This is a genomic window from Modicisalibacter xianhensis, assembly GCF_900113605.1.
Taxonomy (GTDB): Bacteria; Pseudomonadota; Gammaproteobacteria; order Pseudomonadales; family Halomonadaceae; genus Modicisalibacter; species Modicisalibacter xianhensis.
Genome location: NZ_FOPY01000015.1, coordinates 31,191 through 53,419, shown reverse-complemented (window position 1 = coordinate 53,419; position 22,229 = coordinate 31,191). Strand labels below are relative to the sequence as shown.

Sequence of the window (22,229 nt, the reverse complement as noted above, 5' to 3'; positions counted from 1 at the left end):
TCAGTGCCAGCGATACCCCGCCTTGTGCGGGGTATCGTCGTTTTGGTGGGTTCTCGCGTAACCGGGCTGCGTCCATCACGTGGGCAAACTACGCTGGGTAGGCAGGCAATCAGGACTTGCCGAAGCGACTCAAGACGACGGCGGTGAGGAGGAAACATGCTGAAGCGCAAGACGATTCTGAGTGCAGTACTGCTGGTATTGGTGGGGCTGTTGGGCGGGTGTGGCGACGATGACGCCCCGCCCGGGGAAGAGACCATGGACAGGGAGCCCGGCACCAGCGTGGAAGAGGGGTAAGTCGGCCGAGCGGCAGCGGACCCTGCAATAGGCATAACACCGGACAAGGGGCTGCGTTCAGGCTGTCAGTAAACTACCCTGATTTGGGCCAAGGCACATGAAAAACAATGCGTAGGGGACTTGCTCACCCAATGGAAAGGAGGAAGTAAGTCATGGAAACACGCAAGACACTGCTGTTCGCTACGCTGACGTTGTCGGGGGCGCTTCTGGCCGGTTGTGGCGAGGATGAGCCGGCACCGGAAGAGTCCACCCAGGTTCAGCCGGAGACTGCCTCCGAGGCGGATGTACAGACGCTGGATGGCAACGACACGGCGATGCCCGAGAACCCCGCCGCCGACAACGAGCACAACAAGGATGCGCCTAACCCGCCGGATATCGAAAGCGGCACCAACATCAACACCGGAACGGGTAATGACAACATGCCCGAGCCGGCCAGCGATGACACGATGAACGCCACGCAGAATCAGCAGTCCAGCCAGTAAACGCCAGCACGATGATGACGCGCCTTTGATGAAGGCGCCATGACTAGTTAAGGGGACACAACTGTTCCGCTTTCGCAGGTGCGGCGTTTACGACCATCGGATACATGCTATTGTTACGAAAGTCACCATCCCGCTACGCTGGGTAAACTGGTAGACACACCAAGACATGGATAGGAGGAGTCCGCATGGAAAAGCGCAAACTTACATTGTTCGCCACATTGATTCTCTCTGGGGCCTTGCTGGCCGGCTGCGGGGATGACGAGGAAGCGATCGATACCGAACAAACGTCTGGCGATGTGAGTCAAGAGCTCGAGCAGGCAGGCGACGATCTGGAACAGGCCGGCGATGCCGCCGTTAACCAGACCGAGGAAGCCATGGGCGACGCTGCCGAGGCAACGGAGCAGGCGGGTGACGAGCTTGCCCAGGAAACCGAGCAGGCTGGCGATGCCATCGTCGAGAATACCGAGCAGGCGGGTGACGAGATTGCCCAGGAAACCGAGCAGGCTGGCGATGCCGTCGTCGAGGGAACCGAGGAAGCCGGTGACGAGATCGCTCAGGAAACCGAGCAGGCGGGTGACGAACTGGAGCAAGCCACGGACGAGATGACCGAAGAGAATAGTAGCTCGTAATCTCGACGTCGGCTTCATACCTGCCGAGACAAGGGGAGGTGGCCTTGGCCATTTCCCCTTTTGTGTTTGTGAGCGAGTCGCGGTGAACGAACCGCGTCGATTGAAAAACGCGATTCTCTGTAGTGAACTCTTTTTGTCGGCCATCACGGTCGACGCCCTGTTGCTGCTGCCCGAGGGGCGCTGCAGTGCATGGCTTGCCATGTACGAGGCTCGGGCAGACGGTCGCAATCGCAACGGCGCCCATTCCCCTGGAATGGAGTAAGACGATGACAGCAGTGGCCAATGCCCAATCCGCCACCCAGAACGATTACAAGGTCGCCGATATCGGTCTGGCCGACTGGGGGCGTCGCGAGATTCGCATTGCCGAGACCGAAATGCCGGCGCTGATGAAGATCCGCGCAAAGTATCGTGATCAGCAGCCGCTTGCCGGTGCCCGTATTGCCGGTTGCATCCACATGACCATCCAGACTGCGGTACTGATCGAGACCCTGATCGAGCTGGGCGCCTCGGTGCGCTGGTCCTCGTGCAATATCTTCTCGACCCAGGACCATGCCGCCGCCGCCATCGCTGCCGCCGATATCCCGGTATTCGCCTGGAAGGGCGAGACTGAGGAAGAGTTCTGGTGGTGCATCGAGCAGACGGTTGAGGGCCCCGACGGCTGGACGCCGAACATGGTGCTCGATGATGGCGGCGACCTGACCGCGCTGCTGCATGACAAGCGCCCCGAACTGCTGGCCAGCATCCATGGCATCTCCGAGGAGACCACCACCGGCGTGCATCGCCTGCAGGAGATGCTGCGCGACAGCACGCTCAAGGTCCCGGCGATCAACGTCAACGATGCGGTTACCAAGTCCAAGAACGACAACAAGTACGGCTGCCGTCACAGCCTCAACGACGCCATCAAGCGCGGCCTCGATCATCTGATGGCCGGCAAGCAGGCGCTGGTGGTCGGCTATGGCGACGTGGGCAAGGGCTCAGCTGCCTCGCTGCGCCAGGAAGGCATGATCGTCAAGGTCAGCGAGATCGACCCGATCTGTGCCATGCAGGCCTGCATGGACGGCTACGAAGTCGTCTCCCCCTACGTCGACGGCATCAACCGGGGCGTCGACAGCATCGACCACGACCTGCTCGGCAGGATCGACCTGGTGGTGACCTGTACCGGCAACATCAACGCGTGCGACGCGCCGATGCTCAAGGCACTCAAGAAGGGGGCCGTGGTGTGCAACATTGGCCATTTCGACAGCGAGATCGACACGGCCTACATGCGCCGCCAGTGGCACTGGGAAGAGGTCAAGCCGCAGGTCCACAAGATCTATCGCGACAGCGATCCCGATGACTTCGATCCCACCAGCGACGATTACCTGATCCTGCTTTCCGAGGGCCGCCTGGTGAATCTGGGCAATGCCACTGGTCACCCATCGCGGATCATGGATGGCTCGTTCGCCAACCAGGTGCTTGCCCAGATCCACCTTTTCGAGCGCAAGTTTGCTGATCTCACCGACGACGAGAAGTCCACCGGCCTGAGTGTCACCGTGTTGCCCAAGCAACTTGACGAGGAGGTGGCCCGCTACATGGTGGAGGGCTTCGGTGGCGTAGTCACGCGCTTGACCGAGGACCAGGCCAGGTATACCGGCACGCCGGTGGATGGCCCCTTCAAGCCGGACGAGTACCGCTACTGAACGTGTCAGGTTAGACTTTCACTGCACGCCGCCTTCGGGCGGCGTTCTTGTTTGTATATATTGATGATGAGTCCATGGCTAAATTAGCGTAAGCGAGCGTTGGACGGTGTGATGTTCGCGTGCCGGGAAGCTACGCTGGGAATGTGGCATGCCAATTCAAGGAGACAAGGAGCGCATCATGGAGCGAGGCAAGACACTGCTGTTGGCGACGCTGGCATTGAGCGGAGTGCTATTGGTTGGGTGCGGCGACGATGAAACAACCGGCACGGACACGTCGGTGGAAAGTACCGTGGATGCGCAGGAAGTCGGCAATGATGCTGCTGTATCTACGGGTACCACCGGGACAACCAGCGGCATCACCGGGTCGGACATGGTCGAGCCCGACGAGAGTACTGGCGAAGGCCTGTCTCCCAACGATCAGATGCCGGTCAGCGATCCTTCTGCACAACCCTCGCAGCCCAGCCAGCAGACCCCGGAGCGGCAGTCGACAGGCACTCCCGCCGGGGGCGGCCAGAGCGGCGTTTCCCAGGCCAGCTCGACGAGCAACTCGCAGTCAGCCAGCGAACAGTAACCCCCGTCGCAGTAAGCGGGTACAGCGTTACGACGCGCGTCTGTCGTATCAACGCAACGAAACACCGGGGCTGTCATGAGACAGCCGCCAGGTTCCGTCTGGCTATAGGGATAGGGCAAAGTAAGCCATGGCAAAGGAAGGCTCATGCTGGAATTGATCGCGATTATCGTATCGCTGACGGCGATTTTCGCCTGGTTCAATCATCAATACATCCATCTGCCGACCACCATTGGCGTGATGGCCATTGCCCTGGCACTGTCCGGTGGGCTACACGGTCTGGCATGGCTGGGCTTCACGGCCATTGAGGATCAGGCCGAGGCCCTGTTGTCGCGCATCGACTTCAATCAATTGCTGATGGACGGCATGCTCTCGCTGCTGCTGTTCGCGGGTGCCCTGCACATTGACCTTGACCGGTTGCGGCGCTATCGCTGGTCGATCGGTTTTCTGGCCACGCTAGGGGTAGTGATATCCACCTTGGCCATCGGCAGCGCCGCCTACTACTTGTTCGGTGCGCTCGGCCTGTCCGTGCCCTGGATGTATTGCCTGGTCTTCGGTGCCCTGATCTCGCCCACCGACCCCATCGCGGTATTGGGCATCCTGCGCAAGGCCAATGCGCCGGCCGATCTCGAGCTGCGTATCGTCGGTGAATCGCTGTTCAACGACGGGGTGGCCGTCGTGGTGTTCACGCTGTTGCTGGGTGCGGCCATGGGTGACGAGGCCCTGACCTTCACGCATGCCGGCAAGCTGTTCCTGCAGGAAGCCGGGGGCGGCATCCTGCTCGGCCTGGCGATAGGTACGCTGGCCTATTGGCTGATGCGCAGCATCGACGAGTACCGTATCGAGGTGCTGATCTCGCTGGCGGTGGTGCTGGGCGGCTACTCGCTGGCGCTGCACCTGCATATTTCCGGCCCCATCGCGATGGTCGTCGCCGGGCTGCTGATAGGCAACAAGGCCCGCCAGAGCGCCATGTCCGACACGACGCGTGAGCACCTCGATGCCTTCTGGGAACTCATCGACGAGATTCTCAACACACTGCTGTTCGTGCTCATCGGCCTGGAAGTGCTGCTGATCCCCTTCGAACTTGCCCATCTATGGGCCTGCGCGGGCCTGATCGTGGTTATTCTGGCGGTGCGTTTCACCACCATCGGTGTACCGGTCATGCTGTTGCGCGATCAGTTGGGCTTTCGCCACGGCTCGGCACGCATCCTGACCTGGGGCGGCCTGCGGGGCGGAATCTCTGTAGCGCTGGCCCTGGCGCTGCCGGATGGGGAAACGCGTGACACCTTGCTTACGGTGACCTATCTGATCGTACTGTTTTCGATTCTGGTGCAGGGCCTGTCCATCGGGCGGGTCGTTGTCTGGTTACTGGGTCAGTCTCCGCAGTCGGCGGCGCAGCGATGACACAACGACAATGACTTGCCCTTTTCCCATGCCGGATCATCGCCCTCTGATACGTGGGCGTCGATGGTGCTGGAGTCTGGCCTGCATGGTGCTGCTGGGCGGCTGTACCTCGATGGACGTCGTCAGCTCCCCTTCGCAGGCCCTGACACGTGACGCGGCCCAGCATACCTATCTGGGGGCCTGGGCCCATCAGGCGGAGCAGCGTCATGACGCAGTCAGTGGCATGACGCTGGTATCTGACGGGCCGACGGCCTTCGCCCTGCGTGCCTCGCTGGCCGCGCATGCGCAGAAGACGCTGGACGTACAGACCTACATCCTCGAGGGCGACCGTACCGGACGCGCCCTGCTGCGACAGATGCTGCAGGCCGCCCAGCGGGGCGTGCGCGTACGCCTGTTGCTGGATGACCTGACCAGTCGCAACAAGCAGGCCATGCTGGCCGCGTTCGACAGCCATCCCAATATCGAAGTGCGTGTCTTCAACCCGGTCACGGCGGGGCGTGGCTTTCGTTTGACCTATTACCTGGCACTGGTGGCCAATTTCGACCGCAAGCATCGGCGCATGCACAATAAGCTGTGGGTGACGGATAACGCGGTGGCCATCACCGGCGGACGCAACCTGGGCGACGAATATTTCGAGGTCGACGATGAGCTCAACTTCAACGATCTCGATGTGATGGCAGTCGGGCCGGTCGTCGCCACCCTATCGGGCAGCTTCGACAGTTATTGGAACCATCCGTTGGCGGTGCCGCTGCGTCAATTCGCTTCTGCACGGAATGACGCCTGGCACGACCTGCTGGTAGCGCTCGGCGAGGATGCCGCGCAGGGCAATGCGTTGTCGACTCAGCCCGCCTTTCGGCGCATGGTGGGTGAATCGGGGCGTCGGCTGCTCGATTCGCTGGTCTGGGCGCCGGCCATCGCCTTGTGGGATTCACCGCACAAGTTGGCCGTGACCGGCTATCCGCCGTTCGGGCTCACTGTGATGGATCAGCTCGAAGGCGCCTTTCGTCGTCTCGACGACGAGATGCTGATCATCTCCCCCTACGTGATTCCGACTCAGGCGGGCATCGACTACCTGAAGCATCTGGCGCAGCGAGGCGTGAGATTGACCGTGCTGACCAATTCGCTGGAAGCCACCGATGTGCCGTCGCTGCATGGTGCCTACGCCCCGTGGCGGCCAGCCATGCTCAAGCAGGGTGCCCGGCTCCACGAACTGCGAGGCAATCCTGCCGCTGCCCCCGAGCGGGCAGTGGGCGAGATCTCGAGTCTGCACACCAAGGCCGTGGCCTTCGACCAGGACCGTGTGTTCATCGGCTCGCTCAATGCCGACCCGCGCTCGCTGTGGTGGAACAGTGAGCTGGGTCTGCTTATCGATAGTCGTGAGCTTGGGCAGCAGCTCTGGGACCTGGCCCGGCAGGGCATGAGCCCGACCCGCAGCTACCAGGTCACCTTGGAGGAGGACAGCAGCCTGCGCTGGGAAACCCGCCGCGACGGAGAGTGGATCACCACGAACCAGGAGCCTGGCGGGCTGTGGCGACACCTGAAGGCCAAGGCCCTTCGCCTGCTGCCGATCGAGCACTTGCTTTAGTCATTTTCAGCATGCTTTCAGGTTATTGACGCAGAATCCGGCATGTCTTTGACTGCGCAGGATGTTGCCATGCCCTCTGCTCCCCTGCTGTCCCGGCGACAGCTTCTTCAAGCCGCCTCCCTGCTGGGGCTGTCCACCGCTGCCTTGGGTGTGCGTCCGACCTGGGCGGCCCCTGCCGGCCTGGCCAACGTTTATCCCCAGGGGCTCGAGGACGGCCCGCAGGTATCCTTGGCGGTGCGTCGCGAGGCCCGGCAGATCGCCGGCAAGACGGCCTATCCGATCACACTCAACGGCACCAGCCCGGGGCCGCTGATTCGCTTGCGAGAAGGCCAGGACGCCTCGTTAAAGATCACCAACCTGCTTGATGAAAAAACGTCCGTTCACTGGCATGGGATCATTTTGCCATCGAACATGGATGGCGTGCCCGGGCTGAGCTATGCAGGCATTGCGCCTGGCGAGGTTTTCACGGCCCGCTTTCCCGTCAACCAGAATGGGACCTACTGGTATCACAGCCACTCGGGGTTGCAGGAGCAACTGGGCCATGCCGGGCCGATGCTCATCGAGCCGGCCGAACCCGAGCCGTTCCATTACGATCGCGAGCATGTCCTGCTGCTGACCGACTGGACTTTCGAGGATCCGCGCGACGTGTTCCGCCACCTCAAGGTCGCCGAAGGCTACTACAACCGCCAGGAGCGCACCCTCGTCGACTTCTTCGACGATGTCGCCAAGCACGGCCTGGCGGAGACCTGGAAGCAGCGCAGCATGTGGCAGCAGATGCGCATGAGTTCCCGCGATATCGCCGACGTCACTGGCAGCACCTACACCTATCTCGTCAACGGCCATACTGCGCAGGACAACTGGACGGCACTGTTCCGGCCGGGTGAGAAGCTCCGACTGCGGGTCATCAACGGCTCGGCGATGAGCTACTTCGACGTACGCATTCCCGGTGTGAAGATGACAGTCGTTGCTGCCGACGGGCAGCCGGTACAGCTGGTACCCGTTGATGAATTCCGGATCGCCGTGGCCGAGACCTATGACGTCGTCGTCGAGCCCGAGGCGGACCGGGCCTACACCATCTTTGCCGAAGCCATGGATCGTAGCGGGTATGTGCGTGCCACGCTGGCGCCGCGCCTGGGCATGGTGGCACCGATTCCCGAGCGCCGCCGAATCGCTGACAGAGGCATGGAAGCCATGGCAGCCCATGGCGGCGGTATGGATCACGCGTCGATGAGTACCGGCAGCAGCGATCATTCAGCGAAAGCAGCGATGGACCATTCGTCGATGGCCGGGATGGACCATTCGTCGATGGCTGGGACGGATCATTCGTCGATGGCTGGGACGGATCATTCGTCAATGGCTGGCATGGATCATGGCGCGCATGGCACGGCCCATGCGCCGATGGCAGAGATGAACCATACGCCTGCGGACCAGACTGCCTCGGCTGCGCATGGCAGTGGGCTGTTGGCCGCTGGGGTCGCGCAGCCGGAGTCCCGCTATGATCAGGCGGGTATCGGCATCGACCCGGCAGAGCGCCGCGTTCTGGTCTACGGCGACCTCAAGGCACGCACACCCTGGCCGGACCGACGCCCGCCGGGGCGAGAGCTAGAACTGCACCTGACCGGCAACATGGAACGCTACATGTGGTCGTTCGACGGCAAGAAGTTTAGCGAGGTCGATGGCCCCATCCATTTCGCGCATGGCGAGCGCCTGCGCCTGATTTTCGTCAACACGACCATGATGGAGCATCCCATTCACCTGCATGGCATGTGGATGGAACTGGAGAACGGCGCCGGCGAGCTGATTCCACGCAAGCATACCTTGAACGTCAAGCCGGGCGAACGGGTCTCCGCGCTCGTCACCGCCGATGCTCCGGGGCATTGGGCGTTCCACTGCCATCTGCTTTATCACATGGATGCCGGCATGTTCCGGGTCGTCAAGGTCGCTTGAGGGAATACTACGATGAATGTTTGTGCACGCGCAGTCGCCGGCATCGGCGCACTTTCCCTGGCCTCGGCGGCCCTGGCCCAGGTCGAGGACATTCCGCCGGGGTGGGGAGTGGCCATGCAGGAGCATCACTTCGGGACATTGCTCGTCGATCGCTTCGAGTACGCCTGGAGCGATGACAATGAAGAGGCCCTGGTGTGGGATTTCCAGGGCTGGTACGGCGGGGATCGCCAGCGGGTCTACCTCAAGGGCGAGGGCGAGAATACCCAGGGCGACGGCGAAGATGCCGAGTTCGAGTCGCTGGACCTGCTCTACAGTCATTTGATCGCGGACTTCTGGGAGTTGCAGGGCGGCCTGGGTTATCAAGGAGGCCTGGGTAGCGGTGATCATCCCGAGCGTGGCTTCGCGGTCGTCGGGCTGATGGGCACGCTGCCCTACGGCATCGAGGTCGATACTTCCTTGCGGGTCAGTGAGGATGGTGATGTCTCCGCCTCGCTGGAAGGCGAATACGACCTGCGGGTCACTCAGCGTGTCATCCTGCAGCCTCGTGCCGAAATCGAGCTGGCAGGCAGCGATGTCGAGGAGTTCGGGGTCGGCGAGGGGCTGAACTCCACCCGCCTGGGGCTGCGCTTGCGCTACCAGATTACGCCCAAGATCGCTCCTTATGTCGGTGGGTACTGGGAGAAGCAGTACGGCCAGACCGCAGATTTTACCCGCGACGAGTTTGGTGAGGTCGAAGGGAGTGGTGTCGTCGCCGGGATTCGCCTGTGGTTCTAGGTTTAGCGACATGGCAGCCTGAGCCTGACAAAGGACACAATGACGGAGGCTTGAATGAGGATTCTATTGGGAGCGGTACTGGCGCTGCTGCTGTTGGCGCTGGGTGGCATCGCTTATATCTATAGCGGAGCCTATAACGTGGCAGCCAGTGATGCCCACACGGCTTGGGTGGAATGGACCTTCCACAAGACCATGCACAACTCCGTCGAGGAACATGCCGAGGGTATCGATGTGCCCGACCTCGATGACGAGCGGATGGTGACCCAGGGAGCCCGCGCCTATCAGCAGATGTGCGTGAGCTGTCATTTGCGTCCTGGGCTGGAAAGTACGGTGCTTCGCCAAGGGCTCAACCCCCAGCCGCCGGTTCTGGCCGAGGGTGGGCACTGGGCGCCCGCCGAGCAGTTCTGGATCGTCAAGCACGGCATCAAGATGTCGGGCATGCCCGCCTGGGGGGAAACACACGCCGATCAGGAACTCTGGGAAATGGTAGCCTTCTTGCAGCGGCTGCCCGAGCTCTCCGAGTCGCAGTATTTTGCGCTCATGGAGACCCAGGATGGCAATGCGCCCCAGGACGATGGGCACGATCACAACCACGGTGACATGAGTGCCATGATGCAGGACTCCTCCCAGGGGCATCATGCCCAAGGCGAGGAAGCGCATGGCGATACTGCCCAGCCGGGCCATCATGACGACAATGGCGAGGCAAAGGCGGCCTCGGCATCGTCTGCCCCGGAGTCGTCATCGCCGAGCGCGCAGTCAACGGTGGCGTCAGCGCAGGAAGACGATCATTATGCCGATGGGCATACGCACTGAGCATGACGTGGGGTGCCTATGCGCCTGTTACTCGTGGAAGACGATGACCTGCTGGCGGAAAGCCTCGCCGAAGCGCTGGAAGACGAGGGCTACCGGGTCGATGTGGCGGGCCGGGCCATTGACGCCGATGCCCTGATCGGCAGCGAAGCCTATGCGCTGGCGGTACTCGATCTGGGGCTGCCCGATGGCTCGGGGCTCGATCTGCTGCAACACTGGCGCCAGGCGGGGTATCGCCTGCCGATTCTTGTCCTCACGGCGCGGGACAGTTGGGAAGACAAGGTCGTCGGTCTGCGCCGGGGCGCGGACGATTACCTGACCAAGCCCTACCATGAGGCCGAGCTGCTGGCTCGGCTGCATGCCCTGCTTCGGCGTGGCACCGGTAGCCCGACAGCCATGCTGAGCGTTGCCGATGTCGTACTCGACGAGCAGACCCATCAGGTCAGGCGTGGTAGCGAGGGCGACTGGCAAGTGCTGACGGCGACGGAATTCTGCCTGCTGCGCTATCTGATGCATCATCCCGACCGGGTATTGTCCAAGGCCCAGTTGCTCGAGCAGCTCTACACCCTCGACCAGGATGCGGCGGCGCCCAACCTGGTCGAGGTATACGTCGGCAGGTTGCGCCGTTTGGTCGGCAAGGCGCGTATCCAGACACGTCGAGGACAAGGATACCTCTTTGCTTCGCATTGATTCGCGCAGCCTGCGGGTACGGTTGCTGACACGCCTGGGCCTGGTAGCGCTGGTCGGTGTCGGCGTGACCTGGCTGCTGCACGGTGTCCTGCTGGGCAGCCTGGCCCGTGACTTCCTGGGTGACCGGCTGCGCCAGGAGGCGCATTACACCATCGACAGGCTACAGCAATCCGGTGGCCCATCCGGGCAATGGCTCGAGCCGGGCGAACTGACTGCCAATGTCTTTCACCACCTGTATGTCCTACGGATCGGCGATGAAGTGTTCGCTTCCAGCCCCAACTGGCTGACAACCCTCGAGCCTTTTCTCGAGACATCGGAGCCCGGCGTCTTCGAGGTGCATTCGCAGGGGCGGCATTTGCTGGTTTATCGGCAAGCGCTGATGTTAGAGGGACGCCCCGGTGTGTTGCTGATCGGTGAGGACTTTGCCCAGGTCGAGGCCGGGCTGCATGCCCTGCACTGGTGGGTAGGAGGGATAGCCGGCCTCGTGCTGCTGTTGCTGATTCTAATGAACCTGCTAGCGGTCAATCGTAGCCTGCGGCCACTGGCGCGCCTGCGTCGGCAACTGGCGGAGCTTCAGGCAGGGCAACGCGAGCGGCTCGACCTCGATGCCCCCTCCGAACTGGATGGCCTGCTGACCCAGCTCAACCACTTTCTCGAGGAGATGCAGCGGCGCCTGCAGCGCTCCCGCGAAGGCGCAGCCAACCTGTCGCATACCCTGCAGACACCATTGGCGGCTGTCACGCAGGTCCTGCGCGGTCGCCGACCGATCGACGACCAGCGTCGTCAACGCATGCTGGAACGCCTGGAAACCATGCAGGGACAGCTTGCCTCGGAGCTGAGGCGGGCGCGTTTCGCTGGGCCACTGGGAGGCCAGTGTTCGGAGGTCCTGCCTGCTGCGAAGACCCTCTGCGATCTGGTCCAGACGCTGTATCCCGAGAAACGGTTCACCCTGGCATCGGCGCTGGCCGAGGATACCCAGGTAGCGGTGGAGCGTCAGGACCTGAACGAGATGCTGGGGATTGTGCTCGACAATGCCGGCAAATGGGCCGGCAGTCAGGTGACCTGCCGGCTCTCGGATGAGGAGGGGTTACTGGTCGAGGTCAGCGACGATGGGCCAGGCGTGGACGAACACGCCCTGGTTCTGCTTGGCCAGCGCGGGCGCCGCCTGGATGAAAGCACGCCTGGTCATGGCCTGGGTCTGGCCATTCTTCTGCAGCTCGTCGAGCAGTATCACGGCAATGTGACGTTCTCGCGAGCCCCAGAGGGTGGGCTGAAGGTACGCATTCATCTGCCCCGGCTAATCGGAAATGCAGCGAGCGCCTGACCGGCAGGCCAGGCGCCCCGGCTAGCCTGCCATGTCGAGTACGACACGCCCCTCGATCTGGCCCTGATGCAGGCGTTCGAAAATACTGTTGATGTTTTCCAGCGGCTCGCTCGATACGGTGGCCTTGACCTTGCCTTCACCGGCGAAGTCCAGGGCCTCCTGCAGGTCCAGCCGGGTGCCGACGATGGAGCCGCGTACCGTGATGCCGTTGAGTACCATGTCGAAGATCGGTAACGGGAAATCGCCGGGCGGCAGGCCGTTGAGCGACACGGTGCCGCCACGACGCACCATGCCCAGTGACTGCTCGAACGCCTTGGGCGAGACGGCGGTCACCAGTACGCCGTGCGCCCCGCCGATGGCTTCCTTGATATAGGCTGCCGGATCGGTCTGCCGTGCGTTGACGGTCAGGCTCGCACCGAGTTGCCTGGCCAGGGCCAGCTTGCTGTCGTCAATGTCCACTGCCGCCACGTTCAGGCCCATGGCCTTGGCATACTGCACGGCCATGTGGCCCAGCCCGCCGATGCCGGAAATTACCACCCATTGGCCGGGGCGGGTGTCCGTCACCTTCAGGCCCTTGTAGACGGTGACGCCGGCGCACAGCACCGGCGCGATGTCGATGAAACCGACATTGTCCGGCAGGCGGCCGACATAATCGGCCTTGGCCAGGGTGTATTCGGCGAAGCCGCCATTGACCGAGTAGCCGGTATTCTGCTGCGATTCGCACAGGGTTTCCCAGCCGCCCAGACAGTGTTCGCAATGGCCACATGCGGAGTACAGCCAGGGAATGCCGACCCGGTCGCCTTCCTTGACGTGCGTGACACCGGCGCCCAGCGCCACCACATGGCCGACACCTTCATGACCGGGGATGAAGGGCGGTTGCGGCTTCACCGGCCAGTCGCCATGCGCCGCGTGCAGGTCGGTATGACAGACCCCGGAGGCGGCAATCTTGACCAGCACCTCGCCCGGGCCGGGCCGTGGTACCGTCACCTCCTCGATGGCCAATGGCTCCTTGAAGGCACGCACCACAGCCGCTTTCATCGTCTTGTCCATTGCTTGACTCCCGAGCTGCCAGCTCACACTACCGATTGCCGATATCCTGCGTTGGCTCCTGAGCTTATCGGTTACGCAAAAGCGGGCATTGATCCGCATCAAGGATATTGGCAACTCGGCAGGCACCCAACCTGGGTCCCGGACATAGCTTGCCTCGCCCAACTATCGTGACTACACCTTGATAGGGCGGCCTGCCGCGCTCCGGTGGCTGGTGGCTCGCAATTACCGATGACCCAGGACGAAGGAAGGAGGAAGGCGAGATGGATCTCGAGAAGTTCAAGTCTTGTATCGATGCCTGCAACGAATGCGCGACCTACTGCGATTACTGTGCGGTGTCCTGCCTTCAGGAAGACGACGTCAAGATGATGGCCGAGTGCGTGCGGCTTGATATGCAATGCGCCCAGATCTGCCGCCTTGCCGCGTCGTTCATGGCTCAGAACAGCGACTATGTGAAGGAAGTCTGCCGGCTGTGTGCCGAACTCTGCCGCAAGTGCGAGGCCGAGTGCCGCCAGCACGAGATGGCGCATTGTCAGCAGTGCGCCGAGGCCTGCAAGCGCAGCGCCGAGGAATGCGAGGCGATTGCCAACGCATGAATGGTGAACAGGACTGGCAGCAATACGTCGCTGCCGGTCCGTGTCGTGACGTGAAACGCGAATTCGACGGACCTGGCCAACGAGAGGCGCAATGGAGCTGCTGACCCTCGTCATCATCCTGTCACTGGCCCTGGGCGCTGGATTGCTGATCCAGTGGCTGCCCCAGCGCCATCAGCCTATTCCACCCTATTCCCAGCGTGCCCCGTTTCTGGGCGGCGGCACGCCCGATACGCATGCCTGGAACCGCTACCACATTCGCTACTACCCCATGACGCTGCTGCTCATCGCTTTCGAGATGGAGATGATGTTCATGTATCCGTGGGCGGTGGTTTTCGTCGAGAAGGGCATGATGGCGGTGATGGAGATGGGCATGTTCCTAGCCATCCTGTCGGTGGGCATCGTCTACGCCTGGCGTGAAGGGGTGTTCCGATGGCAGTGAGCTGGCTACGGCAGTTGGCGGCGCGCTCGCGTGTGCCGGTGTTTCCCGTCTGGGGATGGCACGACGATGCCCTGTTGGCGAGGCTTGCGCTGTCGTCGCAGGTCGAACTGGTCGACTCGCCACGCCATGCCAGCGTGCTGCTGGTGATCGGCGAGATTCCGGCTGCGCTACGTGACGGCCTGCGACGGCTGCATGACCAGTTGCCTGCCCCGTTTGCCGCCGTGTGGTTGCGTGGCGCGCCCATCGTGGCACTGGGCGCGCCGGTCCAGATCGCGCGAGATGACCAACTGATCGAGACATTGGTGCGCACCCACCGTGAACTGATGCTGGGTCAGCGCGAGAGCGCCCCGCGCCTGCTGCCGGACGAGCCGCCCAATCCCTGGAAGGGATTAGGTGACGATGGTCATGGTGGCGAGGGCATGATGGGCGGCAATCCCTATGGCCGGCCCATGGCCATGAACATGCAGAACGATCTGCGCGACGGCCTGACGCTGGACTCGCTGACCTTTCGGCTTGGCCCGTTTTTTCCGCTGCTGCCCGCCGGGCTATGCGCAGAAGTCACCCTGCAGGGCGATGTCATCCAATCGTGGGAGACCCGGCACGCGGCGTTGCCACAGCGGCTCGATCCGATCTTCCATGCCGCGCGGCAGCATCCGGTGTCGATTGCCGACCTCGAGTTGGCCCGCGCACGGCACCATCTGGTGCAGCTCTATCGGGCGCTGCACCTGGCCGGACTCGAGCATGTCGCCCATCAGGCAGTGAGCCTGTCCCAGCGACTCACGTCATCTTCACGGCTGGACGGGCTGCGTCGCCAGCTGATGCGCAGCGGCATCTTTCGCTTGGCTGCGATGGACGGTGTTCAGCTCGATGGCGAGCTGGCATCGCATCTCGGCGGGCCGGCGGCGCGGGCTGCGGGGCTGGAGGTGGACTTGCGAACCAACGACGCCAGCTATCAGTCGCTGGGCTTCCGGCCGCAATATCGCACTGCCGGTACGACACGCGCCCGCTGGGAGCAGTGGCTGGGGGAGATCAAACAGTCCTTGCAACTGGCCCGCCAGGCCGAGCGCGACAACCTGCACACTGCCAACACCGGCGCAGTCGAGACGCCACGTGGCCCGTGGGCCGATGAACGGCCCGCGGATGGCAGCGCCCTGCTCGACGAGGTACTGCCCGGCCTGGAGTGGGATGAAGCGATGACGCTGATTGCCAGCCTGGATCTCCGCGCAGTCGCTGATGCGCCAAGGGAGGCAAGCGCATGATCGAATCCCTTGCCTCACTGCTCATGGTGACAGTCGTGCTGGTGCTGGGGCCGTACGTGGTCGCCGTGCTGGATCGGCTCGTTGCCACGCCCACTGGCGCAATGGCCGGAGACGTCTGGCTGGGGCCCCTGTCACGGGCCGCCTGGTTGTTGACACAGCAGGCCAATGCCACCGAAGCGCCCGACTGGCAGGCTTGGCGACTGTCTCCGGCGCTTTACCTGGCGCTGGCGGCGGTCGGCCTGGCAGTGGTGCCTTGGTCGCCGACACTGATTGCCACTGACTTGGTCACCAGCGTGGTGCTGTGGGGCAGCGTCGAGGCGCTGGCCACGGTGGTCATCTTCCTGCAGGGCTGGTCGGCCAATGCCGTGCTGCCGTTGATCGGCGCCTACCGCTACGTGGCACTGGGCCTATCCTACATCCTGATCAGCATGTTCGTGCTGATCGGCGTGGCCCTGCCGGCCGAGTCGCTGCAGTGGACCCAGGTCGTGACGGCGCAGGAGTCGCTGTGGAACGTGATCCGCCAGCCGCTGGGCCTGCCGCTGTTTCTGGTCGTCGGCCTGGGCCTGACCTTCTGGGGGCCACTCAACCTGGCCGATTCGACGGACCTGGCCGGGGGCACGTCCGCCGAGGTGTCGGGCCCGTCGCGGCTGGCCTGGGAGCTTGCCCGCGCGGTCATGCTGGTGGCGTTCAGCGCGATTGCCGCCACCGCCTTTCTCGGCGGCTGGCTGGGCCCTTGGTTGCCCGGGCCGGTCTGGGTGCTGCTCAAGACCTTGGCCGTGCTGGCGCTGCTGCTGTGGCTGGGGCACCGGCTGCCCCGAGTGGCGCCGGAGCGCTGCGTCACGCTGATGTGGGTGGTGCTGCTGCCGCTGTCGTTCGTCGATCTGATATGGGCTGGCGTGCTGGCCCTGTGGGCATGAAGGAGACGGGCATGGAGCATTCAATCGCTGTGGATATCGCTTTCCTGCTGCTCGCCGTGCTGGCGGTCGTGGCAGGGTGGCGGGTATTTCGTACCGATTCGATGGTGCGGGCCTCGTTTTTCCTGCTGGTGTCGTTCATTGCCGTCGGCGCGATCATGATCCTGCTGGCCGCCGAATACCTGGGCGTGGCGATGTTCTTCATGATGGCGGTGGAAATGATGGTCATGGCGCTGTTCATGGTCATGTTCATGATGAACCCGGCTGGGCTCAACCCGATGATGATGGTGCACCAGCATCGCCTGTCGATCGTCGCTGGCGGCGTGGCCTTCGTGATCCTGGCGGCCATGGCGCTATTTTCGAGCTTTCCGGCCGACCCGCTGCCAGCCGGGCTCGATCCGGTGCACTCATTGGGTGAGGAGATGCTCGGCGATTCGATGCTGATCTTCGAGTCGGCGGGGATCGTGCTGCTCGCCACCATGATCGGTGTGGTCGTGCTTTCCAGCCACCGAGGACGCTACGGCGCCGCCGAGGAGGGCTCGATGCCGCCGGGGCTGGAGCCGGGCGGTGACCCCGCGGGCCAGCCCGAGGACGACGAGTCCGGTGGCGGTCACGCGCATCACCACCATCACTAACCATGTCAGCAGGGAGGCTGAAATGACACTGGTCACGCTATTGTTGCTTGCCGCCGCGCTGATCGGCATCGGCCTTTACGGGGCGCTGTCGCAGCAATCCTTCGTCATGCTGATGATGGGACTCGAGCTGATACTCAACGGTGTCATGCTCGCCGCCGTGGCGTTCTGGGCCTATAGCGGTGCCGGCGCACCCGAGGGGCAACTGCTGACGATCATCGTCATGGCAGTCATGGCCATCGAGATGGCCATGGGCTTTGCCCTGGTGGTGGCGGTGTTCCGCGGCAAGCAGGCCGATACCACCGAAGCACTGAGCGAGCTCAAGCAATGATGCTTTGGCTGGTTCCCCTCGTTCCGCTGCTGCTGGCGCCTGCGCTATATCTGTCTGGCCGACGCCTGGGCCAGGCAGGCCTGGTGGCCCTGGCAGCCTCGGGGCTGCTGGTGACGCTGGCCATGGCCGGGCTGGCCGAGGCGGCCGGCGGGGCGAGTCGTTATGCCTGGAGCGAGACGTTGACCCTGGGCTTGGCAATGTCGCCGGCCGGGCGTGTCGCGGCGCTGCTGGTGCCCCTGATTGCGCTGCCTGTGGTCATCTACGCCGGTGCCGGCAGCGGGGCCCGCTTGCTGGCGCTGCTGGTGGCCTTCGTCGGCGCCATGCAACTGCTGATTCTCGCCGACGATCTGTTGACCCTGTTGATCGCCTGGGAGCTGATCGGGGCCTGTTCTTGGGCATTGATCTCGCATCGCTGGGAAAAACCGCATGTGCCGCGCGATGCGGCGACGGCGTTTCTGGTCACGCGCTTCGGCGATCTGGGCCTGTATATTGCCGCCGGTGCAGTCTTCGCCGGCAGTGGCGGCTTCGGCTACGACGATCTGGCCCAACTGCAGGGCGGCCTCAAGCACGTCGCCGTGGCTGGCCTGTTACTCGCCGCCGCGGCCAAGTCCGCCCAGGTGCCGTTCTCGGCCTGGCTGTTTGCGGCGATGTCCGGGCCGGTGCCGGTATCGGCCCTGCTGCACGCCGCGACCCTGGTGAGCGCCGGGCTCTACCTGATCGCGCGTCTGGAACCGGCGCTCTCGGATGTGGCCTGGTTTGCGCCCGTCACGGTTGTCATCGGCCTGGCCACGGCATTGGCCGGCGGCATCGTGGCTACGTGCCAGGACCACGCGAAGAAGTTGCTGGCCGCCTCGACCTCGGCCCAGTACGGGCTGATGTGGGTGGCGGTAGGGGCCGGGTTCCCGGGCGTGGCCCTGCTGTACTTCGTGGCCCACGCCTTCATGAAGGCCGGACTGTTCCTGTCGGCCGGCGAGGCCGAGCGCCAGGCCGGCACCTTCGACCTGACTCACATGCGTCTGGGCCGGCGGCTGCCGGGCGTGGCGGTCATGGCACTGATACTCAGTTTGGCCTTGGCAGGTGTCGCACCGCTGGGTGCGGCCTGGGCCAAGGAACAGGTCGTGGCGGCGGCCTACCACCAGGCGGTAGTCCTGGCCCTGTTGGTGTCGCTGGCCGGTGGCCTGAGCGCCCTGTACGCGACCCGCTTTCAGCGCCTGGCCTTTGGGCGGCCGCCACATTCGTTAACGCCGGGCTTGCCCGAGGCGCCGGGGCCTTCCGTGCCTGCAACCTTGTCATTGGGCGCGCTGGTGGTGGGCACCTTGATATTGTCAGTCCTGTGGTGGCCCGAACTGCACCGATCGATTGTCGAGTCGCTGACATTTAGCCTGCCACCCGGTCACCTCTGGCTGCTGATCGTGTCGCTGCTTCTGGTCGCGGCAGGCATTGCCATCGGTATCTGGATGACGCGCCCCGGGCAGACACTCCCAGCGCAGCTGGAAGCAAAACGGCCCATGGCGGCGCAGTGGTTCGGGCTGTCGGCGGCGACTGCCGCGCTGGCTGGTTGGACAAGCGTGCTCGGTCACAGACTGGCACGTTTCGACGATGAGGTGGTCGATGCCGGCCTGCGGGCCACGGCGCGCGCCGGGGAGTGGCTCGCGCGGCTTGGCGCCGGGCGCGGAGAGTGGCTCGGTGAGTCGCTGCCCGGCTCGCTGACCCGCTTGAGCGAGTGGGGTGGGCGTTGGGCCCGTCAGGCCCAGAGCGGCCAGACTCATCATTACTACACCGGCATCGCGGTCGGCTGTGGCGTCATTCTCGTGTTGCTGTGGATAGGAGCCTTGCTGTGATTCTAACCTTCGCGCTGTTCATTCCCTGGCTTGGTGCGCTGGCGCTGGCCGTATTGAACGGATGGACGCAGGGGCAGGCTCGTCGGGTCGCTGCGGCCAGTGCCGGCCTGTCGCTGCTGGCGCTGGTCTTCGCCTGGCTCGGCTTCAATCCGGACGGGCCGCTGTTCCAGCATATCGACGAAGTCAGTTGGGTGCCGTCGCTGGGCGTGGCCTACCGTGTGGGAGCCGATGGCATCGCCTTGGCGGTGGCGACCATGAGTGCTGTGCTGTTCGTCGCGGCCATCTTCTATCCGGTAGAGACGCGTGGCCAGCCCCGCCAGTATTACGCCTGGCTGCTGTTCCTGCAGGGTGCCGCGCTGGGCGTGTTCCTGACCTTGGATCTGCTGCTGTTCTACGTGTTCTTCGACCTGACCCTGGTCGGCATGTTCTTCCTGATCGGACGCTGGGGCCATGGCGAGGCACAGACCGCCGCGCTCAAGTTCTTCCTGTATACCTTTGCCGGCTCATTGCTGCTGCTGCTGGGGATCATCGGCCTCTATCTGTCGCTGGAGACGCCGACCTTCGACATGCGGGTGCTGATTGCCGAGCAGCCTCTGGCCGGGACGGGCACTTATGCCGGACTGGTGTTCCTGGCGCTGATGCTGGGACTGGCGATCAAGACGCCCCTGGTGCCGCTGCATACCTGGCTGCCCCAGGCCCACGTCGATGCCCCGGGACCGGCCTCGGCGATCCTCGCCGGGGTGCTGCTCAAGCTGGGCACCTTCGGCATGATCCGCCTGCCGCTGGCGATGATGGCGGAAACCTTCGCGACCTATGCGCTCCCGGTGGCCATCCTCGCGCTGGTGGCGATCCTGTATGGTGCCCTGGTGGCACTGGGCCAGGCCAACCTCAAGCGACGTATCGCCTATACCTCGATCAATCACATGGGCTACACGGTACTGGGCATCGCCGTGGCTGCCTCGCTGCTCACCGACAACCCGGCGGCACGCCAACTGGCCCTGACCGGGGCAACGGTGGAAATGGTGGCGCACGGCCTGATCACTGGGGCGCTGTTTTTGATCTCCGGTTCGTTCTGGCAGCGCACCGGCGATTATGCGTTGGATCACTACGGCGGCCTGGCCTATCAGGCACCGCTGTTGACCGGCTTCACGGTACTGGCGGCCTTTGCCAGCCTGGGCATGCCGGGGCTGGCCGGGTTTGTCGCCGAGTTTCAGGTGTTCACCGGCACGTTCGCCATCTATCCGTGGCTGGCCGTGCTCGGGGTGCTCGGCATCCTAGTCACCGCCGCGCTGTTTCTCGACATGCTTCGTCGGCTGTTCTTTGGCCGCCTGCCCACGAATCTGGGGCATTTTCCCGAGTTGTCCCGGCGTGAGTGGAGCGTGCTTGGCGTACTGTCGCTGGGCATCGTGGTCATCGGTGTCTATCCACGCTTTCTGCTCACGCTGATCGATGCGTCGTCGGCGATTCTGGTGGGAGGTCGCTGATGCCCATCGGTGACCTGCTGCCCGAGATCGCCCTGCTGCTGGGTGCCGTGGCCATCGTGTTGCTGGCGGCTTTCCTGCCTCACGGGCGCCAGCATTGGTGTGCCTGGCTGGCGTTAGCGGTGCTGACGATTGCCTTCGGTCTGACGTGGGGACAGTGGTCGTCCGTACCCCGCACCACGTTTTCCGGTGTCTGGGCGCTGGATGGCCCGGCACTGGCCGCCAAAGGGCTGATACTGATCGGTGGCGCGATTGGCGTGCTGCTGTCACCGGCATGGATGCGTACGGATCGTCGGCATGGTGAATATTACGCACTGGTGCTGTTCGCCTTGCTCGGCGCCATCATGATGGCCTCGGCCAACGATGCCATGGAACTGATCGTCGGCGTGCTGCTGTCGTCGGTGGCGAGTTACCCGTTGGTGGCCTATCACCGGGGCTGGTCGCCGGGACTGGAAGCGGCGATGAAGTATTTCCTGATCGGGGCGCTCACCAATACGCTCCTGGCCACGGGTGTCGTGATCCTGTTCGGCCTGGCGGGGGATACCGACTATGCACGGCTGGCCGAGCGCTTTGCGACGCAGGACAGCGGTACGCTGGCGCTAGGTATCGCCACGGCGGGCATCGTGATCGGGCTGAGCTTCAAGCTGGCGGCGTTTCCCGGCCATGCCTGGATGCCGGACGTCGCCCAGGGCGCGCCGGCCCCGGCGGCGGCCCTACTGAGTGTGGTGCCCAAGGTGGGCGCTGCCGTGGCGCTGGCTCGCTTCGTGTCGATCCTGCCCGACAGCATGGCCTGGTCATCCATCGTCGCGCTGCTTGCCGTGATCACCATGACCCTGGGCAACCTGGCGGCGCTGCGACAGACCGACGTGCGCCGCCTGCTGGGCTGGTCCTCGGTCTCGCAGTCGGGGTATGCGCTGATGGCCGTCGTGGTCATCGATGCTGCGGACGGCGCAATGACGGCGCTGCTGGGCTTTCTGCTGGCTTACCTGCTTGCCACCCTGGCAGCGTTTGCGGTGGTTACCCACCTGCGTGGGCGCACCGACCTGGCCGATTACCATGGCCTGGCAAGAACCCGGCCGATCATTGCAGCGGTGTTGATCCTGGCGTTGCTGTCGCTGGTGGGGATTCCGCCGCTGGTCGGCTTTTTCGGCAAGTTCCTGCTGTTCGAGGCGACCATGGCCGCCGGATACACCTGGCTGGCCGTGGTCGCCGTCGCCAACACCGTGCTGTCGCTGTTCTACTACCTGCGCGTCATTGCCGTGACGATGTTCCAGCCCGGGCGGGGTGACTTTCCCACCCTGGGCCGGTCGTCAGAGGTGGCGCTGCTGGCCAGTGCGGTGCTGCTGCTGGCGGCGAGCCTGGGGATACAGGGCGGGCTGGCCCTGTCGCCAATGCTGGAACTTGTCACTCCGTGACAGGGTGACGAGATAGCGAACGGCGCTGCGCGGGAGTTCGCTACCGATCACTACCAGGGCCTCGTAACAAAGCAGAAGCGTTCTTCTC

At 63.8% G+C, this 22,229-nt stretch carries 22 protein-coding genes and 1 riboswitch; of the genes, 21 read left to right on the top strand and 1 reads right to left on the bottom strand.

The window, feature by feature from the left end; genetic code table 11:
- The first annotated feature begins 156 nt into the window (after positions 1 to 156).
- The 12 genes from BM194_RS20700 to BM194_RS16605 all read left to right on the top strand — a co-directional run bounded on the left by BM194_RS20700 (position 157) and on the right by BM194_RS16605 (position 12,186).
- Positions 157 to 294, top strand: coding sequence for a hypothetical protein (locus BM194_RS20700; RefSeq protein WP_177223448.1), 138 nt, complete (start codon positions 157 to 159; stop codon positions 292 to 294).
- Positions 295 to 446: 152 nt separating this feature from the next.
- Entirely contained in the window at positions 447 to 776 is a 330-nt protein-coding gene (locus BM194_RS16655; protein WP_092849088.1) for a hypothetical protein, read from the top strand.
- A gap of 185 nt (positions 777 to 961) precedes the next feature.
- Positions 962 to 1,405: a hypothetical protein gene (locus tag BM194_RS16650; protein ID WP_092849085.1), complete on the top strand. Its 444-nt coding sequence runs from the start codon at positions 962 to 964 to the stop codon at positions 1,403 to 1,405.
- A gap of 166 nt (positions 1,406 to 1,571) precedes the next feature.
- A riboswitch (S-adenosyl-L-homocysteine riboswitch) is annotated at positions 1,572 to 1,654 on the top strand.
- A gap of 17 nt (positions 1,655 to 1,671) precedes the next feature.
- Positions 1,672 to 3,084: an adenosylhomocysteinase gene (gene ahcY / locus BM194_RS16645; protein WP_092849082.1), complete on the top strand. Its 1,413-nt coding sequence runs from the start codon at positions 1,672 to 1,674 to the stop codon at positions 3,082 to 3,084.
- Between the two features lie 148 nt (positions 3,085 to 3,232).
- Complete coding sequence (locus BM194_RS16640) at positions 3,233 to 3,655, top strand: hypothetical protein (RefSeq protein ID WP_143097615.1); 423 nt, start codon at positions 3,233 to 3,235, stop codon at positions 3,653 to 3,655.
- Between the two features lie 144 nt (positions 3,656 to 3,799).
- Positions 3,800 to 5,056, top strand: coding sequence for a cation:proton antiporter (locus BM194_RS16635; protein ID WP_092849078.1), 1,257 nt, complete (start codon positions 3,800 to 3,802; stop codon positions 5,054 to 5,056).
- Between the two features lie 85 nt (positions 5,057 to 5,141).
- A complete protein-coding gene (locus BM194_RS16630; RefSeq protein ID WP_177223447.1) occupies positions 5,142 to 6,641 on the top strand; it encodes a phospholipase D family protein in 1,500 nt (499 codons plus the stop codon).
- A gap of 69 nt (positions 6,642 to 6,710) precedes the next feature.
- A complete protein-coding gene (locus BM194_RS16625; protein WP_092849073.1) occupies positions 6,711 to 8,588 on the top strand; it encodes a copper resistance system multicopper oxidase in 1,878 nt (625 codons plus the stop codon).
- Between the two features lie 12 nt (positions 8,589 to 8,600).
- Complete coding sequence (locus BM194_RS16620; RefSeq protein WP_092849070.1) at positions 8,601 to 9,362, top strand: copper resistance protein B; 762 nt, start codon at positions 8,601 to 8,603, stop codon at positions 9,360 to 9,362.
- Positions 9,363 to 9,416: 54 nt separating this feature from the next.
- Entirely contained in the window at positions 9,417 to 10,175 is a 759-nt protein-coding gene (locus BM194_RS16615) for a c-type cytochrome (protein WP_092849068.1), read from the top strand.
- An 18-nt stretch (positions 10,176 to 10,193) separates the two neighbouring features.
- Positions 10,194 to 10,862 carry a response regulator transcription factor gene (locus tag BM194_RS16610; protein WP_092849065.1) on the top strand — a complete coding sequence of 223 codons (669 nt, stop codon included), beginning with the start codon at positions 10,194 to 10,196 and terminating at the stop codon, positions 10,860 to 10,862.
- Complete coding sequence (locus BM194_RS16605; protein WP_244890994.1) at positions 10,849 to 12,186, top strand: ATP-binding protein; 1,338 nt, start codon at positions 10,849 to 10,851, stop codon at positions 12,184 to 12,186. Before BM194_RS16610 ends, BM194_RS16605 begins: the two co-directional genes overlap by 14 nt.
- A gap of 21 nt (positions 12,187 to 12,207) precedes the next feature.
- Here the strand turns inward: BM194_RS16605 and adhP are convergent, their stop codons facing one another.
- Complete coding sequence (adhP, locus tag BM194_RS16600; protein WP_092849060.1) at positions 12,208 to 13,236, bottom strand: alcohol dehydrogenase AdhP; 1,029 nt, start codon at positions 13,234 to 13,236, stop codon at positions 12,208 to 12,210.
- 260 nt (positions 13,237 to 13,496) lie between these two features.
- Between adhP and BM194_RS16595 the strand changes: the two genes are divergently transcribed.
- The 9 genes from BM194_RS16595 to BM194_RS16555 all read left to right on the top strand — a co-directional run bounded on the left by BM194_RS16595 (position 13,497) and on the right by BM194_RS16555 (position 22,141).
- Positions 13,497 to 13,829 carry a four-helix bundle copper-binding protein gene (locus tag BM194_RS16595; RefSeq protein ID WP_092849056.1) on the top strand — a complete coding sequence of 111 codons (333 nt, stop codon included), beginning with the start codon at positions 13,497 to 13,499 and terminating at the stop codon, positions 13,827 to 13,829.
- A 91-nt stretch (positions 13,830 to 13,920) separates the two neighbouring features.
- The gene (locus tag BM194_RS16590) at positions 13,921 to 14,268 is read left to right on the top strand and encodes an NADH-quinone oxidoreductase subunit A (RefSeq protein WP_092849054.1); all 348 of its coding nucleotides are present in this window, start codon (positions 13,921 to 13,923) and stop codon (positions 14,266 to 14,268) included.
- The gene (locus BM194_RS16585; RefSeq protein ID WP_092849051.1) at positions 14,259 to 15,527 is read left to right on the top strand and encodes an NADH-quinone oxidoreductase subunit D-related protein; all 1,269 of its coding nucleotides are present in this window, start codon (positions 14,259 to 14,261) and stop codon (positions 15,525 to 15,527) included. Before BM194_RS16590 ends, BM194_RS16585 begins: the two co-directional genes overlap by 10 nt.
- Positions 15,524 to 16,444 carry a complex I subunit 1 family protein gene (locus tag BM194_RS16580; RefSeq protein ID WP_092849049.1) on the top strand — a complete coding sequence of 307 codons (921 nt, stop codon included), beginning with the start codon at positions 15,524 to 15,526 and terminating at the stop codon, positions 16,442 to 16,444. Before BM194_RS16585 ends, BM194_RS16580 begins: the two co-directional genes overlap by 4 nt.
- Before the next feature lie 11 nt (positions 16,445 to 16,455).
- The gene (locus BM194_RS16575) at positions 16,456 to 17,076 is read left to right on the top strand and encodes an NADH-quinone oxidoreductase subunit J family protein (protein ID WP_092849046.1); all 621 of its coding nucleotides are present in this window, start codon (positions 16,456 to 16,458) and stop codon (positions 17,074 to 17,076) included.
- A 22-nt stretch (positions 17,077 to 17,098) separates the two neighbouring features.
- A complete protein-coding gene (nuoK, locus tag BM194_RS16570) occupies positions 17,099 to 17,404 on the top strand; it encodes an NADH-quinone oxidoreductase subunit NuoK (RefSeq protein ID WP_092849044.1) in 306 nt (101 codons plus the stop codon).
- On the top strand, positions 17,401 to 19,245 hold the full coding sequence (locus tag BM194_RS16565; RefSeq protein WP_218155416.1) for an NADH-quinone oxidoreductase subunit 5 family protein: 1,845 nt from the start codon (positions 17,401 to 17,403) through the stop codon (positions 19,243 to 19,245). Before nuoK ends, BM194_RS16565 begins: the two co-directional genes overlap by 4 nt.
- The gene (locus tag BM194_RS16560) at positions 19,242 to 20,729 is read left to right on the top strand and encodes a complex I subunit 4 family protein (RefSeq protein WP_092849041.1); all 1,488 of its coding nucleotides are present in this window, start codon (positions 19,242 to 19,244) and stop codon (positions 20,727 to 20,729) included. The genes BM194_RS16565 and BM194_RS16560 overlap by 4 nt, the downstream gene beginning before the upstream one ends.
- A complete protein-coding gene (locus BM194_RS16555; RefSeq protein WP_092849039.1) occupies positions 20,729 to 22,141 on the top strand; it encodes an NADH-quinone oxidoreductase subunit N in 1,413 nt (470 codons plus the stop codon). Before BM194_RS16560 ends, BM194_RS16555 begins: the two co-directional genes overlap by 1 nt.
- The last annotated feature ends 88 nt before the right edge of the window (positions 22,142 to 22,229 follow it).